The sequence below is a fragment of the Planktothrix prolifica NIVA-CYA 540 genome (assembly GCF_963864145.1).
GTDB lineage: Bacteria > Cyanobacteriota > Cyanobacteriia > Cyanobacteriales > Microcoleaceae > Planktothrix > Planktothrix agardhii.
In genome coordinates this window covers 927,874-943,657 of record NZ_CAWLTW010000001.1, presented here as the reverse complement: position 1 = coordinate 943,657, position 15,784 = coordinate 927,874, and the positions used below count along the sequence as shown (strand labels likewise).

Here is a 15,784-nt window from a genome sequence, read left to right as displayed (position 1 = left end):
CAAATGATGAGTTAGTCTTTTGTTGCGATGCGGCGTATTGAAGCCCAACAACGAACTTTTTATATCAAGATTATAAGTTGTAATTTTCATGGGTTTTGATTAAAGCGATCGCCTCCAATTAAAAAACCGTTCTAAAAGCGTTTGTTGCCAAGTATTAGCTGCATATTTTTGTTTTTGTAACAATAAAGCTGCTTTACTATTAACTTCAGATAAAGTCGGATAAATATGAATCCCAGTTAAAGCAGAAACCTTCAAACGATGGGACATTGCTAAAACAATTTCATGAATTAACTCTCCGGCGGATGCACCCACTAAATGAGCCCCTAAAATTTCACCATTACTCCGAGTAATAATTTTAGCAAATCCTAGGGTTTTTGCTTCAGCAATGGCGCGATCAACTCCCGCAAAAGGTTGTTTCAAAACACAAATATCCTCCCCATACTGTTCCTTTGCTTGTGCTTCTGTTAACCCAACTCTGGCTAATTCAGGATCGGTAAAAGTAGCCCAAGGAATCACCCGATAGTTAACTTTACTAATCGGAAAAAATAGGGCATTGGTTAACACCACAACGGCTTCATAACCCGCAACATGAGTAAATTGATACCCCCCAATCACATCCCCACAAGCGTAAATATAGGGATTAGTTGTTTGGAGTTTATGATTAACTTTAATCCCCGATTGATTAATAGTAACACCCGCCGCTTCCAAATTCAAGGATTCAACATTAGGAACTCGTCCAACTGAAACTAAAATTTCATCGGCTAAAATAATATTATTCCCCGCAATAATTTTCTTTTTGCCATTTTCTATTTCAACTCTTTCCGCTTTAGTATTATTTAAAATAACAATATTTTCCGATAATAATTGCTCTTGAACTACCTTTGCAGCTTCAGGATCTTCTTTCGGCAAAATCTGATTTCGACTCGATAAAATTGTCACCTTTGACCCTAACCGTGAAAAGGCTTGTCCCAGTTCACAACCAATCGGCCCCCCTCCAAAAATTGCTAAGGATTCAGGACAATTTTGTATAGAAAATATCTGTTCATTAGTAAGAAAACCCGCTTGATTTAACCCTGGAATATTAGGAATAGCCGCCCGGGAACCCGTGGCAATTACAAAAGCTCTAGCGGTTAGTTTACGCCCATTAATACTGAAGGTTTTGTTATCTAAAAACTGACCATCTCCAAAAATAACCTCAACTCCTAAAGATTCAAACCGTTCGGGAGAATCATGGGGTTGAATAGTAGAAATAACCTGTTGAACATGACTTGCAGCTTTGGCAAAATTAATGTTATAATTATCAGTATAAATCCCAAATTTAGCCGCGTTTTTTACTTCATAAGCTACCCGGGAAGCATGAATTAAAGACTTACTAGGAACACAGCCAAACCATAAACAATCCCCCCCTAAGCGATCGCGTTCTATTAAGGCAACTTTTGCCTTTAATTGGGCAGCGGCACTAGCAACAACTAACCCCCCAGAACCACCTCCAATCACCACTAAATCATATTCAACGGCCATGATTTTACCTTTAAATTGTAGAAACCGGATTTCTTCAGCTATCCTTCTATTATGCAGCAAAGGTTAAGGCAGAAACCCAATTTCTCGGAATACTAAACAGTTAATACCTGTTCTGCGGTTAAGGATAATTCCGAAAAAGTGGGTGATATAATCCGATCATTCCCTCTAAATTCGTTATGATCGCAACAATTAACCCTATCCTAACTGCGGTTACAATCGTTAATTGTAGCGTGTGTTAGTACAGCGATCGCATCATCTAGGATATCTTGAATCATTGGATCATTAATCAACAGCCTTGAATTAAAATTCAGGCTCAAAGCTAAAACCTATTAAAATAGGTTGAAAGCTGAGTGAATTTAAAACTTTAGTTAGTTAAAATTGACTAAAGTTTTTAGTATTTAGGAGTAAGGATAGATGCCAGCTAAAGACTTTTATCATGATCCAGTAAAAAATGCCTTGGTTAAAGATGGCTGGACGATTACAGAGTCAGAGAACTTTTTGTAGATTTGGGGTTAACTAAAACCGGATTGTTTGTTGTATCTGGCTGTTCGTAAAACAACCTATCAGGCGATTTTTTCTGAGCCAATTGGACAGTTAGTGATTAACAAATATCGAGTTAATTTATTAATTTTTGAAAGTCAAAAGGAGGAAATTGTTCAATGGATAGTTTAGTTCAATATCGAGAAGTTATTCAAGAAAAACTTAAAGAATATACAGAAATTCCCTATGCTTATGGGGATTTACAATGTCGTTTGATTGTGAGTGAAGATAGGAACAATTTTTTATTGATTACTTTGGGATGGGAAGATGATGTACAGGTTCATGGGTGTTTGGTTCATATCGAGGTGATTGGCGATAAAATTTGGATACATCGAGATGGATTAGAGGATGGAATTGCCAATGAGTTAGTTAAGGCAGGAATTCCTAAAACTCAAATTGTTTTAGGGTTTCATCCCCCTAATATTCGTCCTCACACGGAGTTTGCTGTTAATTAATAATAAAAAGGGGAGGGTTCAGTGAAATTTCTTGCAGGTATTCGAGATATTGGCGAACCCGCCCCTACGGAAATTATATTGAATTAAGCGGAGAGAAAATCGGATGAAGAATAGCGAATTGTGCTATTAGCTGTGGATACATTACGAGCGATCGCTAATACTTCACTATTATTACTGCTTAAAACAATAGCGGTATCATTTGCAGAGAAGCCGTAAAGATTACCAGGCTTAAGGGCATATTGACTTAAACTACCTTGGATTTTGATATAGTCATCCCGCCAGTTAAAATCCTCAATAACAGCATAACTATTTCCTAAGTAACCTTTGCCGTAAGAATCACCAATAACAAAGGTATCTACACCTGCATCTCCCCTTAAGTAATCAATTTCTCCATTACCACTAAGACCACTGTAATAAAAGGCATCCAAGACATCGTTGCCATTACCACCCGTTACGGTATCGTTTCCTGTCCAACCCATTAATGAATCATTCCCATCATTACCAAATAGTTGATCATTGCCACTATTCCCATTAAGGGTGTCATTTCCTGCGGCTCCTGATACGGTGTCATTTCCAGCTAAACTATTGATATTGTCGTTACCCGCACCACCAGTAATATTATCGTTACCAGATGTGGGAGTTCCCCCCGGAGTTGGCGTTGTTCCACCAGTTATAGGTACAAATTTCGCACTGTTAAATGCAGTTGTACCAGGGGAAACAGTGCGCGAGTTGAAATATTGTCCGGCAAAGTTTGCTTCCGACATAGTGAATGAGCCATCAGCGTTAACTCGTTCTACAAAACCTACATGACCGACATCATATGATCCCCCTTGCCAGGGGTCCCAAACAACAAAACTATTAGCTGATGGTTGACGAGTCCATCCTCCTAAATTATCATCCCACTGACCAGCATTTCCAAACCATTTTGCACCTAAGCCTTGATTGTTTTGAAATAGCCCTTTTTCAATGGCACGACCATAAGCAAATTCCGTACACCAAAAAGTAGGATCATTGTTACCAGCAACAATCTTATTGCCTGCTGCTTGATAGTTGATAGAACTAAGATTGATTCCAAAGTCTGAAGGACTAGGCATGATTTTGTCTCCTTGAAAGATGAGTTGATTAACTGTTGTTCTGAACACTAGATTAAAGATTTTCTCTTGAAGCGTCAGTAGATTAAAGTGAGTAATTAAAAATCATTTTTTAACTTTAAATCAGGTAATAAAGTTACCCATAGTTAACCAAAGTAAGTCAAAGTCATCTATAGTTATTATTTAGAGGCTGCGACTTACCAGTGGATACATCTATGGACATCACTTCAGCGTTGGACTTTATCAGTTCACAACTAATGGCCAAGAAGCTCAAAACCTTGAGTACCCTTGAAACTACTATCTTGAAAGAAGCGTGGAAGGGTAAAGATGGCAAAAGTTATGACGAAACTGGAAATAGCGAAGGGTTTGCAGGTGAAAGTGTTAAGACGGCTGCATACAAGCTTTGGCGAAGGTTGTCAAACCTATGTGCAGAAAAGGTAAATCGGGATAATGTACAAGCGGTTGTAGAGCGTTACTATAATAAAGTTGCGATCGCCTCTCCCTCCACACCTATACCCTCTGCACCTAATTCTATTGAGAGTAACAGTGCGATCGCAATTGCCGAAAATATTGTTAACGAAAATATTAATTTTATTGGTCGGGAAAATGCGATCGCTCACCTTAAAACCAAAATCAATCAAGGTGCAAAAATTATTTTAATTCAAGCCGCAGCAGGAATTGGTAAAACAACTCTGGCTACAGAATTTCTGAAGAATCAAAATTTTGATAAAATCTTATATTTGACGATGGCGAAGGAAAGGGAAACCATCTCGCCTGTTGAAAGTATTGTTGAGGAATGGCTAAGAAAGGATTTTGAGGAGGAACCTGGACGGGATTTTATGGTATCCTTGGAACGACTCAAACGACTGTTACAAAATCAAAAAATTGGGATATTAATTGATAACTTAGAACCTGCACTGGATTCTGAGTTTAGATTTATTGAACCCCATCGACGTTATATCGAACTATTGAGAATGTTAACAGATCCGATGGTGCAGTCAGTAACTTTAATTACCAGTCGTGAACGTTTGTGTGAAGGAGATATTACGGTTGAAACCTACCGTTTACCTGAGTTGGACTATTGTGCATGGAAACAATATTTTGAATATTATCAGATTAATAATTATGAGTCTATTTTAACTGAAATGCACAAAGCTTATGGGGGAAATGCTAAGGCGATGCGAATTCTCTGTGGTGCAGTTCAAGAAGATGATCAAGGAGATATTCAAGCTTATTGGAATTATAACAAGGCTGAAATTTTAGCTAAACCCGATTTAAAAGATTTAGTAAATTCTCAGTTTAAGCGTTTGCAAGAACTTGATATTAATGCGTTTAAATTATTATGTCGGTTGGGGTGTTATCGTTATCAAGATGTTCCCACTGTTCCTGATAATGGGTTATTGTGTTTATTATGGGATGTTCCAGAAGGTGAACAGCGCAGAGTAATTGAGTCGTTAAAAAATCGTTCTTTAGTAGAATTTCAAAAGGGTGAATTTTTTTTACATCCAATGGTTAGGGAAGAAGCTATCGCACGTTTAAGAAAAAGTGAAGATTGGGAAACCGCTAATATTAAAGCTGCGGAGTTTTGGACGGAGAGTGTTAAGTGTGTTGAAACAGTGCAAGATTGCTTAACAGCTTTAGAAGCTTATTATCATTATGTAGAAATTGATGATTTTGAACAAGCAGGTTCTATAATAGAAAAAGAAATGGATAATAAGTGGGAAAAAGGTGACTCACTAGGTAGATCATTTTCTAGATTTGGCTTATTACAACAAACTGCTTCATTAATTAATAAAGTTAAAGACAAGCTAGATAATAGTTATGTTAAAGCTAAATTATATAATATATTAGGTTATATAGAAGGGCTAAGAGGCCATATATACCAAGCAATAAATCATCATAAGGAATCTAAATCAATAGCAGAAAAAATAAAAACAATATATATTGATAAAAGTGAACATTGGAAACCTAGAGACAGGATTTGGAATAAAGCTTACACTTTTCTATTTTTAGGGACAGCATACAAAAATATCAACGAAACTCTGAAGTCATTTCAAATGTATAATCAAGCCATATCATCTGCTGAAGAAGCTAACTATACTCAAGTAAAAGCCAAAGCCTTAACAGGTCTAGGCGAACTTTACCGAATACAAGGCGAATTTGCAGAAGCACTCACCCATCATCAAGAATCTATAGAAATCTTAGAATATATTGGGGCAAAATGCGATCTAGCTGAAGCCTATTATCAACAGGCTTTAACCTATCAACTGATGGGAGATAGGGAAAACAGCAAACCTAATTTTGATAATGCTATTCAACTATTTACAGAAATTGAAGCACCTCTACAGGTTGAGAGAGTGATAAAGTCAATCATTTGAGAAAAAGCAGGTTATTCCAGTAGCTTAGTCTGTGATTTCACCTTAAAAGCAACTACAATTTGACCCGTCACCACAGTCCGTGATAAAGCAAAATGAAACATCACAAATTCCTTGTAAAATATCTTCAGGTTTGCATTGACACTTCTGACTGATTAAATTTTGACACGGACGCTGTTTTTTCTGCGTTTCACTGTGGAGAATAAGAGAAGCATTTTTACAGGATTTGAAGCGTTGATTAGCTAAGGGAATAGCATCAATTATACCATATTTTATAATCAATTTTTTAATATATTGGGAGCAAGAATCAGTCTTGTGTAAAACTCGATATGCACAGGAGAATCCTTTACGCGGAGAGATATATTTCTGATATCCCGTAATTGCTGCGATCGCAGTTTGATTCACAGCAATTTCTAAAGTGTTTCCTAATAAATCGGTAACTGAACTTTTCATGACAATATTGCCTTTTAAATAGAAATAAATCAAGGATGTGATAGACCCATGATCAAGATCAATTGATTAAGAATTTTATTCTGTACTGAATGTTCCGATTAACTGACCATTAGCCCAAATTATAGATGCTTTTGCCATGAAATTCACCGATTTTACACTGACCCTTCATAACTCACAAGCGTCATACCCTCTAAAAAAGAGAATAAAACCCCCAAAATTTTGTAAACTTAAATGCTAAGTAGTTACACAAAATAAATTACCTAGTTGAGAGAGGGAACAGCCCCCCCAAACCCCCCGTGCACGGGGGGCTAGGGGGGGAGGAAACAGGGTGGAGGATGTGTAATTAATTTTGTTTAGGTACTTATTAATCACCAAAATCCTATAACTGGTTTCTAGTAAATATATTTTTTTTTCCCTTGCCTTTAGTTCCCAATTAATGTTATAGGATGACAGGAGGTTTTAATCTGGTTAAGAATCTAATGCAAATGGACAAAAAACTTGCTGTTTCTCTTTTGAGTCTTCTTTTCACCGTTAGTTTTCCCCTCTCGGTTTGGGCGGAAACTGTGTTAGAAAAAGTCAGCCGAACAGGGGTACTGACGGCCGGGGTGAGGACGGATGCGGTTCCCTTTGGTTATACAGACAAAAATGACACCTTACAAGGGTATTCCGTTGATTTAATTAAACTTATTCAACAGCGCCTAGAAAAACAACTGAATAAACCGATTAAATTAGAATTAAAAACCGTTAACTTGAAAAATAGATTTGAGCAGGTAGAAACAGGTAAATTAGATATTGTCTGTGAAGCAACCAGTATTACTCCAGAACGAGAACAAAAGGTAGATTTTTCTACTCCCTATTTTACCAGTGGTATTCAACTTTTAGCAAGAGAAGCGGATGCAGAACGTTTAAACCCGACTCGCACTTCCGAAACCAAATTAAAAACAGTCAGGGAAAGTAATATTACAGTGGGATTCCTATTGGGAACAACAACCGATGATCAATTCCGTCCTGTTTATCCTGAAGCGAAATGGCAAGTTATTGGAAGTCGTGCGGATGGAATTCGTCGCTTAAAAGCGGAAGAAATTGATTTAATCGCTAGTGATGGGATTCTATTATTAGGCGAATTGTGGCAACAAGGACTAGACTTTAAAGCCTTTGCTTTAGTCCCCTCACAACCCCTAACCTTTGAAAATTATGGTTGTATTTTACCTAAAAATAGTTCTCAATGGGGAACTTTAGTTAATCAAACTATTACCAGCGAAGAAAATACCCAACTCTGGAATAAATGGTTTGATCCCAAAACCGGGCGTTTTCCTTATCAACGGTTTCAAACTAGCACAAAATCTTAAAAAAATAGAACCACAGGCTGTTAATTCCTGTGGTTTTAGTTCTGGGTTTAAGAGTAATTTATGATATTTAATCAACAACATGAATTAGCCCCCGTCTTAAGCGTTCAAAAACTTGATCAATATAGGAATGTTCCTCTACACTTAATGAGTCTTTGGAAAGTAGCAATGACATCAATAATCGTTGGTCATTGCGGGTGATTTTTCGAGAGCAAAAAATTTGATTGACTAATCTTTCAACACTAACAGAGGGTTCAGTTATTAACATGGGAAGCACCTAAAACAAAAACGGGTTCTGTCTTCTAATATTATTGATTGAAAGGATAATTTTGCCAGTGACAGAAACCCTGAAATGAATGTGATTAAAGTCACTTTTTAATCGTGATTTTGATCAACTTAATATAAATAGAGATCAAACCGAAAGTCTGCTTGAGAACGGTAGCAATTACCCCAATAATATTCTATCATAGCGATAAAAATCTTTTGATTAGTCTGTCATGAAACAAAAAATTATCGCTGGTGTTGCTCTGTTAGCAGTATTCAGTCCCCTAACCCCAGCCCAAGCCGAAAATTTACAGCAGACTCAACAACTTCTGTCAACTAAACAATGTCAAAATTGCGACCTTAGTGGTGCGGGTTTGGTACTGTCGAATTTAGTCGGTGCTAACCTCAATGGTGCTAATCTGGTGGGAGCGAACCTCAGCCGAGCTAACCTGACGGGAGCAGACCTGCGGGGGGCAAACCTAGCTGGGGCAAGTTTATTCGGGGCTAACTTAACCGGGGCGAACCTGGCGGGGGCTAACCTCAACGGCACAGATTTAAGAAGTTCCTATCTCACTAATGCGATTTTAGATGCCAAAAGTATTAATAATGCTCAGTTAGTGGGTGTTATCGGACTTCCGGCGAGTGTGGGCGATGCGGAGGACTTTTACCGTCTGGGAGTGAGTGAAGCGAAAGCGGGACATTATGTTAATGCTATTGATTTTTATAATCAAGCATTGAGATTAGATGACAAGTTAGCCGCTGCCTATTTTGCTCGCAGTATGGCGCTGGCTGATTTAGGGAATTTAACAGGGGCTATGGCTGATGCAAAACAAGCCGAACAACTGTATAAAACTTTAAATTCCCCAGAGGGCGAAAAATTTTCCCTCCAGTTAGTTGAAGCCTTGGAATATAAATTAAATCCTGAAGAAAATAAACCTCGGGGCGGATTTGTCGGAATGTTAGAATCGGCGGCCCCGATATTATTAAAGTTGCTGTTTTAATCCAGAAAATCCTAGGAGCAAAACTCGTTTAAAAATAGGAGTTGATTTGAGCTAAAATAATTTAATGCCAACTATTATATAGCAATCCTATTTGAGTTGTGTTTAAAATCCCTGATCAAAAGGGAATAGAGAACAGCCCCCCCAAACCCCCCGTGCACGTGGGGCTAGGGGGGGGAGGGATCTGGGGTAATACTTCTGGCCGTTTCATATCAGCATTAAAATGTTACAACCTATTTAGGATTGCTATATCATGGCTTTAGGGGAGTTCAGGGGAGAATAAATCAATGGGCGATCGCAAAAGTAAATCCTTATGGAATTCGATTAGTCAAAAAGCAGCCAAAGCTAGTCAATCTTTAACGGAAAAAGCCACCGAAGCCGCTAAAAATTCCGTATCCCATGCGGGAGAAGCCATTACCCATAAAGCCACCGAAGCCGGAAAAACGATTCGGGATACAGCAACCCATTCCGTAGAATCTACTTGGAAAAAAGGTCAAGATTGGATGGATTATTTGGGTTCAGAATTAGAAGAACCTTTATCCAATCCCCACGGAACTGATTGCAGTTTAGATGAACTGTATCATATTTTTATAGCCTATCAAACAGCCGATCAAGGGGGAAGTCAAACCGTTACCTTAAAAAACGGTAAAACCTATACCGTGAGAATTCCGCCCCACCGCACAGAAGGAGCAAATTTACGACTAAAAGGCTGTGGAATTAGGGGAAATGATGCCTTTTTAGTCCTGCATAGTTTTTATAACTCAGAATTGAATATAGATCGACAAATCAATCGTTTAATTAATCAATTCTCTCTCTATGAACAAACTAAGACTAGATGTTTAGAAGCCTATAATCGTCTCAATAATGGACAAGCAACCCAAGATTTTACTGCCTTAGATTTATTAGATTATTTGGTGCTAACCTCTAAACTGTATTCTGATATCGGTCAACGTTATATTATTGCCAGCCATCATTCCCGTTGTTTGACCTTAGAACATTGCTTGGAAAAAGCCTTAGAAACATCGGATTTAGAGTTAGAAGAAAAAAATCAGTTAAAAGGAACCTATCAATATATCCGTTCAGGGGAAGCGGTTCCCGATTTAGATGCGTTAACAAAAATTGATACGATTATTCTCAATTCCTCCTTAAAATCCAACTTAAAAAAATACTATTTGCGCGGAAGTATTACCGCCAGAGTTTTAACCTTAGATATTCTGATTATTAATACTATTTATAATCAATCCCAATTATCCGAATCCGATAAAAAGCGCTATGCAAAAACCTATATTCAACTACGAGAAGGGAAAAATATTCTCGATGCTTTAACCTTAATTAGTTTAAATGAATGGATGATCAATGCAGAGATTCCAGCCCAGGGAAAAGTGATTTATCAACTCATCCGTCAACCGAATTTAGCTTTAAATAATGAGTTTGACGATAATGAATATTTAGAAGCATTTAAAACTATTCAAACAACGATGCAATCTATTTTAGAAAAGCATCAAGATTATCCCAGAATTGATATTCAACGGATTGATATTGCGGAGGTCAAAATAGATCGATTAGCGGAAAAATCCTATAATTCTGTTTCTCGGGGCGGCTTGGGTTTATTATCGGGAAATGTAATTATTAAAGGGGCGATTCCTTTAATAGAAATTACCGCTAGGGTGGCGATCGCAGATGTAGCACAAAAGTCAATTTCTGATAAAATTAAATTAGGGATTCCGACGGTTTCTGAAACTAGAAATCCCTCCACGGCGATCGGCAATAATTGGATGGCGGTGGGTTCCTTTGGAGAGGGAGAAAAACCGATGGATCATCTATTCGGTGCGGCATTTTATCGGACAATTATGGGTGAAATAGACGGGGTAAGCGGCTTTGCTGAACCCGCTAGTAATAAACCGATTCATCAGGGGTTAGGACTGCTGAAACTCTTGAAAGGACAACCGGATAAACAACGAATTATTAAGGATTTGGAAACTCAAATGTATCGTTAAACCTTTAACGGTAAAATAGAATTGTTTAAAGATTAAATTGGATAATTTACCATGACTTCAGAAGCTAATATATCAACGGAATCAACAACGGGCGCGGATGCAATTGATGTGGCGATCGCGAAAGGAATTGACTTTGATGGTACACCCATTCCTCCGGTTAAGTTAGATCTTTACCATAAAGTTATGGGTTTAGAAGCCGGACGTCAACGCAGTGGTGTTAGTAATACCATGCGGTCTCGAATTGTTCGGATTGGTGCTAAACATATTCCTGAAACTGAACTGAATCAATTATTAATTGATGCGGGATTTCAAGGCTTAAAAGAGAAGGAAATCCTGTTCTATTATGGCGGTAAATCCTAAACAATTGAGTCGTCTAATATTTATACGATAGGCCATTCGTTGTTGCGCTTGTTGTTGCGCTTTAGCGCATGGGCGACGCATCGTAACAACGAACTTTATTATTTATAAATTTGTAGTTGTTGTCTCAACTCATCCAATGCAGAATCAGAGGTTTCTAATGGTTCGGGTTCATCGGGACAGAATTCTAGTTCGATTTCAATGGTAAGTTGAGGTTCTGATAAGTTATTATAGTTGGCGATCGCTTTAAATCTCAATTTTCCACTTTTCCAAGATGCAGCGCCTAACTTTAATAGTTGACAATCAATTTCCTCACTAATTGTATTCCAGCTACTTTGATTGATTTCAAAGGAGAACTTATTATCAATATTATATTTTGAATTTAGCTGGTGAAAAAAGGATTTATGATAACTATTTCTGCTTCCTCCATCAAAGAGAAATTGCATTTTCTGATTTAAACCATTAAGTAAATGCTCTTTAATTTTTTCTACAATAAATATATTCTTTTCATACATTAACATACAATCATCACTCAGCGTATAAAATGTATTGTTCATGTTGATATTATCCTCAAAATTAAAATTTTATTTGATATAGCAATTTTAAATGAATGATAACACAGATCCTCCAGAAACCCGGTTTCTAAGAACCCACTGAAATATCCCCCAATTCTAGTATTATTTATAAATTTTTTAGTTGTTGTCTCAATTCATCCAATGCAGCATCAGAGGTTTCTAATGGTTCAGTTTCGTCGGGATAGAATTGTAATTCTATATCAATTTCCGATTTTGGGTAAGATGGAGATTTGGGATCATAAGTAAAGTTTTTATAGTCTTCAGGAAAAAAGTTAACAGTGCTTTTTATAATTAATTTGCCACTAATCCAACCTTTACCAGAAGTTAAACTTAATAATTTACATTCAATAGACCCACTAACATTACTCCAAGAGCTTTCTGTTAATGGTAGTCTTACTTTATCATCAATTATATAATTATAATTATTAAGAATATTAAATAAAAGTTTTAACCTTTGTTCTTTCGGATAATGATTGGGGTCATCGTAAATTTTTTGATTCAAAGAATACATCGCAAATTCTTTAAACCTAGCAACAGTAAAAGTATCTTTATCAATCAATAAAAGATCATCATCACAAGTTAAAGGATAAAAATTATCAGTCATTGGGCTTAACCTCAAAAGCAAATGTAGACATAAATCGCCCCTATCCTCAAAACCTATTAATCAAAATAGAATCATTCTTGGGTATATTATAGGAGAATTTAAGAAATACCTAGGGAAATATAGCAATCCTAAATTCATAATTCGTAATTCGTAAAGCGCGGGAATCGACTGCCTTTTGCCATGGTCTTAAACTTTCCATAACAACTTCAAACGCTCCCCGCCTCCCCTGCTTTCTTATTTAACCCGGGTGGCTCGGTTAGCCGGATTTCGTTCAATTTCTCTGGCAGATTTTCCTCGCCAAATTAACTTAATCGGTGTGCCTTTAAAGCCCAATTGTTTACGGAATTGACCATCAATATAACGACGGTAATTGTCATTAAATCGTTTAGGATCATTAACAAATAAAACCAGCGTCGGAGGTTTACTACTGACTTGGGTTCCATAGTAGATTTTCCCCTGTTTCCCTTGGCGAGTGACGGGGGGAGAATGCCAACTAATCGCTTCTTCAATCACTTCATTAATTACGGCCGTTGATACTCGTCGTTCGTGACCTTCGGCGGCAGTATCGACTAAATTCAGAATTTTTTCAACCCGTTGACCCGTTTTAGCACTGATAAAAATTAATTCCGCCCAATCCATAAAATAGAGTTTGGCTCGGACTTCTTTTTCATAGTCTAAAATAGTATAGGTATCTTTCTCGATCGCATCCCATTTATTCACCACAATTACACAGGATCGACCTTCTTCAATAATTCGATCAGCTAATTTTTGATCTTGATCAGTAACTTGATCAATCGCATCAATCACAAGTAACACCACATCCGCCCGATTAATAGCTTTAAAAGCTCGATTAATCCCAAAAAATTCCGCCCCATATTCCACATTTTTCTTGCGTCGAATTCCGGCGGTATCAATTAAGCGATAGGTTTTTCCATCCCGTTCAATTACTGTATCAATTGCATCTCTGGTTGTCCCCGAAATCGGACTAACAATGGCGCGATTTTCCCCTAAAAAGGAATTCAATAAACTTGATTTTCCAACATTCGGACGACCAATAATTGCTACTTTAATTTCTTTTTCAGTTTCGATTTCATCAATCGGGGGTAAATGTTTAATCAAATCATCTAATAATTCCCCGGTTCCCGATCCATGAATCCCAGAAACCGGATAGGGTTCCCCTAGTCCCAATTCCCAAAAATCGGCAGCTTGAACAATTCCAGTGGTGGGAGATTCACATTTATTTACTGCTAATAAAATCGGTATTGATTGTTCTCGTAACCAACTTGCGATCGCTTCATCCCCACCCGTCAAACCCACCTGACCATCTACCACAAAAATCGCGGCGGTGGCTTCGGTTAAAGCGATCATTGCTTGTTCTCGAATCATGGGCAAAAATTCTGTGTCATCATCAAAGACTAAACCGCCCGTATCGACGACTTGAAATTCTCGATCCTGCCAAAAGGCGGGGCGATAGGTGCGATCGCGGGTAATACCGGGCTGATCATGCACAATCGCTTCGGGATTTCCCGCCAAACGATTGGCTAGAGTTGATTTTCCGACATTGGGACGGCCAATAATAGCAACAATAGGTAAAGACATAAATCTGTTTGGTAAGACGTAATTAACGGTAGGGGTATAATTGCTTTTCTCCTACAGTGTGCTGGGGCTAACAGTAATTGGCAAAGGGTTGATTTTGGATTCTGACGCTTTTTGCACAGCATTCTAATTGTACATTGAAAATCTACATTAAATCAAACAATTATGGAACGTGGAATTTCACTTTTGGGATTATTTGTTTTTGTAGGAATTTCCTATCTCTGCTCTGTGAATCGTCAAGCGGTGCGTTGGCATCCGGTTTTATGGGGGATTGGATTACAGTTTATTTTAGCCGTACTCATCCTCAAAACTCAGGCTGGTTTTGCTTTATTTGAGTTTTTAGGAAATGCGGTCAGTCACTTTCTTAACTTTTCTGATCAGGGGGCTAAATTTGTTTTTGGAGAAGATTTTCAAGACCATTTTATTGCTTTTAAAGTTTTACCAACAATTATTTTCTTTTCCTCTTTTATTTCTATTTTATATCATTATAAAATTTTACAAAAAATTGTAGAAGCTGTGGCTTGGGTAATGATGCGAACTTTGAAAACATCAGGTTCAGAAACTTTATCCTGTTCGGCGAATATTTTTATCGGACAAACGGAGGCTCCATTATTAATTAAACCCTATATTCATACCTTAACAAATTCAGAACTTCATGCGGTGATGACCGGGGGATTTGCTACAATTGCGGGAGGGGTGATGGCCGCTTATATTTCCTTTGGTATTCCCGCCGAACATATTCTGGCGGCTTCTGTGATGTCGGCTCCTGCTGCTTTAGCAATTTCTAAAATATTCTATCCTGAAACGGAAATCTCTTTAACTAAAGGAAAAGTTAAAATAGAAGTTCAACCTACTTCTGCTAATGGAATTGATGCGGCGGCAACTGGCGCCAGTGATGGCATGAAATTAGCTTTAAATGTGGCGGCTATGTTAATTGCTTTTTTAGGATTATTAGCCTTAATTAATGGGGTTTTACAATGGTTGGGAAGTTTTTGGGGGATGCCTTCTTTATCTTTAGAAGGAATTTTTGGTTATTTATTTGCTCCGGTGGCTTGGTTAATGGGAATTCCAATCGCAGATTGTTTACAGGTGGGAGTTTTATTAGGTAAAAAAACAGTTCTAAATGAATTTATTGCCTATTTAGATTTAAAACAATTGATCGAAAATTCTCAACAAATTGCTCAAGGCAAGGGGGGAGAAAATACCCTTTCTACAATTTCTGAACGGGCTATAATTATTTCTACTTATGCCCTCTGTGGGTTTTCTAATATTGGTTCGATTGCCATACAAATTGGGGGAATTTCTGCGATCGCTCCCGAACGACAAGCCGATGTTGCTCGATTAGGAATTAGAGCGATGATCGCGGGTTCTATTGCCTGTTTTATGACCGCTTGTATTGCTGGTATATTATTATAATAAATAACAGCCCCCATCCTCGTCAAAAAATGATTAATTTTTGTAAAGCAAAACCAAAAACTTGCAACACTATTTTACATTAATTGAGTCGATTCAAAACTACAATATTAATAAAACATAAAAAGATTATTTGCTGTTGCTAGACTTATGAATTATTTGTCTACTTTTGTTTCTCTTTATAAAAAGATATTATAAT

The 15,784-nt window shown here is 37.5% G+C and carries 16 protein-coding genes; 9 read left to right on the top strand and 7 right to left on the bottom strand.

Annotated features, from left to right (window positions below):
- Nucleotides 1-99: 99 nt before the first annotated feature.
- Nucleotides 100-1,521, bottom strand: coding sequence for a dihydrolipoyl dehydrogenase family protein (locus AC559H_RS04370; RefSeq protein WP_026793838.1), 1,422 nt, complete (start codon nt 1,519-1,521; stop codon nt 100-102).
- 414 nt (nt 1,522-1,935) lie between these two features.
- Here AC559H_RS04370 and AC559H_RS04365 point away from each other — a divergent pair, with 414 nt between their 5' ends.
- The 3 genes from AC559H_RS04365 to AC559H_RS04355 are packed head-to-tail and all read left to right on the top strand — an operon-like array spanning nt 1,936 to nt 2,516.
- On the top strand, nt 1,936-2,025 hold the full coding sequence (locus tag AC559H_RS04365) for an element excision factor XisH family protein (RefSeq protein WP_071782549.1): 90 nt from the start codon (nt 1,936-1,938) through the stop codon (nt 2,023-2,025).
- Nucleotides 2,026-2,052: 27 nt separating this feature from the next.
- Nucleotides 2,053-2,193 (top strand): element excision factor XisH family protein, encoded by a 141-nt coding sequence (locus tag AC559H_RS04360; protein ID WP_081696189.1) that lies wholly within the window; start codon nt 2,053-2,055, stop codon nt 2,191-2,193.
- A complete protein-coding gene (locus AC559H_RS04355) occupies nt 2,181-2,516 on the top strand; it encodes a XisI protein (RefSeq protein ID WP_026793837.1) in 336 nt (111 codons plus the stop codon). The genes AC559H_RS04360 and AC559H_RS04355 overlap by 13 nt, the downstream gene beginning before the upstream one ends.
- Before the next feature lie 83 nt (nt 2,517-2,599).
- Here AC559H_RS04355 and AC559H_RS04350 read toward each other — a convergent pair whose 3' ends face one another.
- On the bottom strand, nt 2,600-3,610 hold the full coding sequence (locus AC559H_RS04350; protein ID WP_051319519.1) for a CHAP domain-containing protein: 1,011 nt from the start codon (nt 3,608-3,610) through the stop codon (nt 2,600-2,602).
- 212 nt (nt 3,611-3,822) lie between these two features.
- Here AC559H_RS04350 and AC559H_RS04345 point away from each other — a divergent pair, with 212 nt between their 5' ends.
- Nucleotides 3,823-5,985: a tetratricopeptide repeat protein gene (locus tag AC559H_RS04345; RefSeq protein ID WP_026793836.1), complete on the top strand. Its 2,163-nt coding sequence runs from the start codon at nt 3,823-3,825 to the stop codon at nt 5,983-5,985.
- A gap of 42 nt (nt 5,986-6,027) precedes the next feature.
- Here the strand turns inward: AC559H_RS04345 and yidD are convergent, their stop codons facing one another.
- Entirely contained in the window at nt 6,028-6,435 is a 408-nt protein-coding gene (gene yidD / locus AC559H_RS04340) for a membrane protein insertion efficiency factor YidD (RefSeq protein ID WP_051319521.1), read from the bottom strand.
- Between the two features lie 485 nt (nt 6,436-6,920).
- Here yidD and AC559H_RS04335 point away from each other — a divergent pair, with 485 nt between their 5' ends.
- Nucleotides 6,921-7,784, top strand: coding sequence for an amino acid ABC transporter substrate-binding protein (locus tag AC559H_RS04335; RefSeq protein WP_026786934.1), 864 nt, complete (start codon nt 6,921-6,923; stop codon nt 7,782-7,784).
- Between the two features lie 67 nt (nt 7,785-7,851).
- Here AC559H_RS04335 and AC559H_RS04330 read toward each other — a convergent pair whose 3' ends face one another.
- Complete coding sequence (locus AC559H_RS04330) at nt 7,852-8,049, bottom strand: hypothetical protein (RefSeq protein WP_026786935.1); 198 nt, start codon at nt 8,047-8,049, stop codon at nt 7,852-7,854.
- 229 nt (nt 8,050-8,278) lie between these two features.
- Between AC559H_RS04330 and AC559H_RS04325 the strand changes: the two genes are divergently transcribed.
- The 3 genes from AC559H_RS04325 (at nt 8,279) to AC559H_RS04315 (ending at nt 11,400) form a co-directional block, all read left to right on the top strand.
- Nucleotides 8,279-9,046: a pentapeptide repeat-containing protein gene (locus AC559H_RS04325; protein ID WP_026793835.1), complete on the top strand. Its 768-nt coding sequence runs from the start codon at nt 8,279-8,281 to the stop codon at nt 9,044-9,046.
- 284 nt (nt 9,047-9,330) lie between these two features.
- Nucleotides 9,331-11,040 (top strand): hypothetical protein, encoded by a 1,710-nt coding sequence (locus AC559H_RS04320; RefSeq protein WP_026786937.1) that lies wholly within the window; start codon nt 9,331-9,333, stop codon nt 11,038-11,040.
- 51 nt (nt 11,041-11,091) lie between these two features.
- Complete coding sequence (locus AC559H_RS04315; RefSeq protein ID WP_026786938.1) at nt 11,092-11,400, top strand: small RNA NsiR4-regulated ssr1528 family protein; 309 nt, start codon at nt 11,092-11,094, stop codon at nt 11,398-11,400.
- Between the two features lie 98 nt (nt 11,401-11,498).
- On the opposite strand, the gene AC559H_RS04310 is transcribed toward AC559H_RS04315, so the two are convergent.
- The 3 genes from AC559H_RS04310 to der all read right to left on the bottom strand — a co-directional run bounded on the left by AC559H_RS04310 (nt 11,499) and on the right by der (nt 14,175).
- Complete coding sequence (locus tag AC559H_RS04310) at nt 11,499-11,954, bottom strand: KGK domain-containing protein (protein WP_081693676.1); 456 nt, start codon at nt 11,952-11,954, stop codon at nt 11,499-11,501.
- Nucleotides 11,955-12,078: 124 nt separating this feature from the next.
- Nucleotides 12,079-12,576: a KGK domain-containing protein gene (locus AC559H_RS04305; RefSeq protein WP_026786939.1), complete on the bottom strand. Its 498-nt coding sequence runs from the start codon at nt 12,574-12,576 to the stop codon at nt 12,079-12,081.
- 234 nt (nt 12,577-12,810) lie between these two features.
- Nucleotides 12,811-14,175 carry a ribosome biogenesis GTPase Der gene (gene der, locus AC559H_RS04300; RefSeq protein ID WP_026786940.1) on the bottom strand — a complete coding sequence of 455 codons (1,365 nt, stop codon included), beginning with the start codon at nt 14,173-14,175 and terminating at the stop codon, nt 12,811-12,813.
- Nucleotides 14,176-14,337: 162 nt separating this feature from the next.
- On the opposite strand from der, the gene AC559H_RS04295 reads away from it, so the two are divergent.
- Nucleotides 14,338-15,588, top strand: coding sequence for a NupC/NupG family nucleoside CNT transporter (locus tag AC559H_RS04295; protein WP_026793834.1), 1,251 nt, complete (start codon nt 14,338-14,340; stop codon nt 15,586-15,588).
- Nucleotides 15,589-15,784 lie beyond the last annotated feature (196 nt).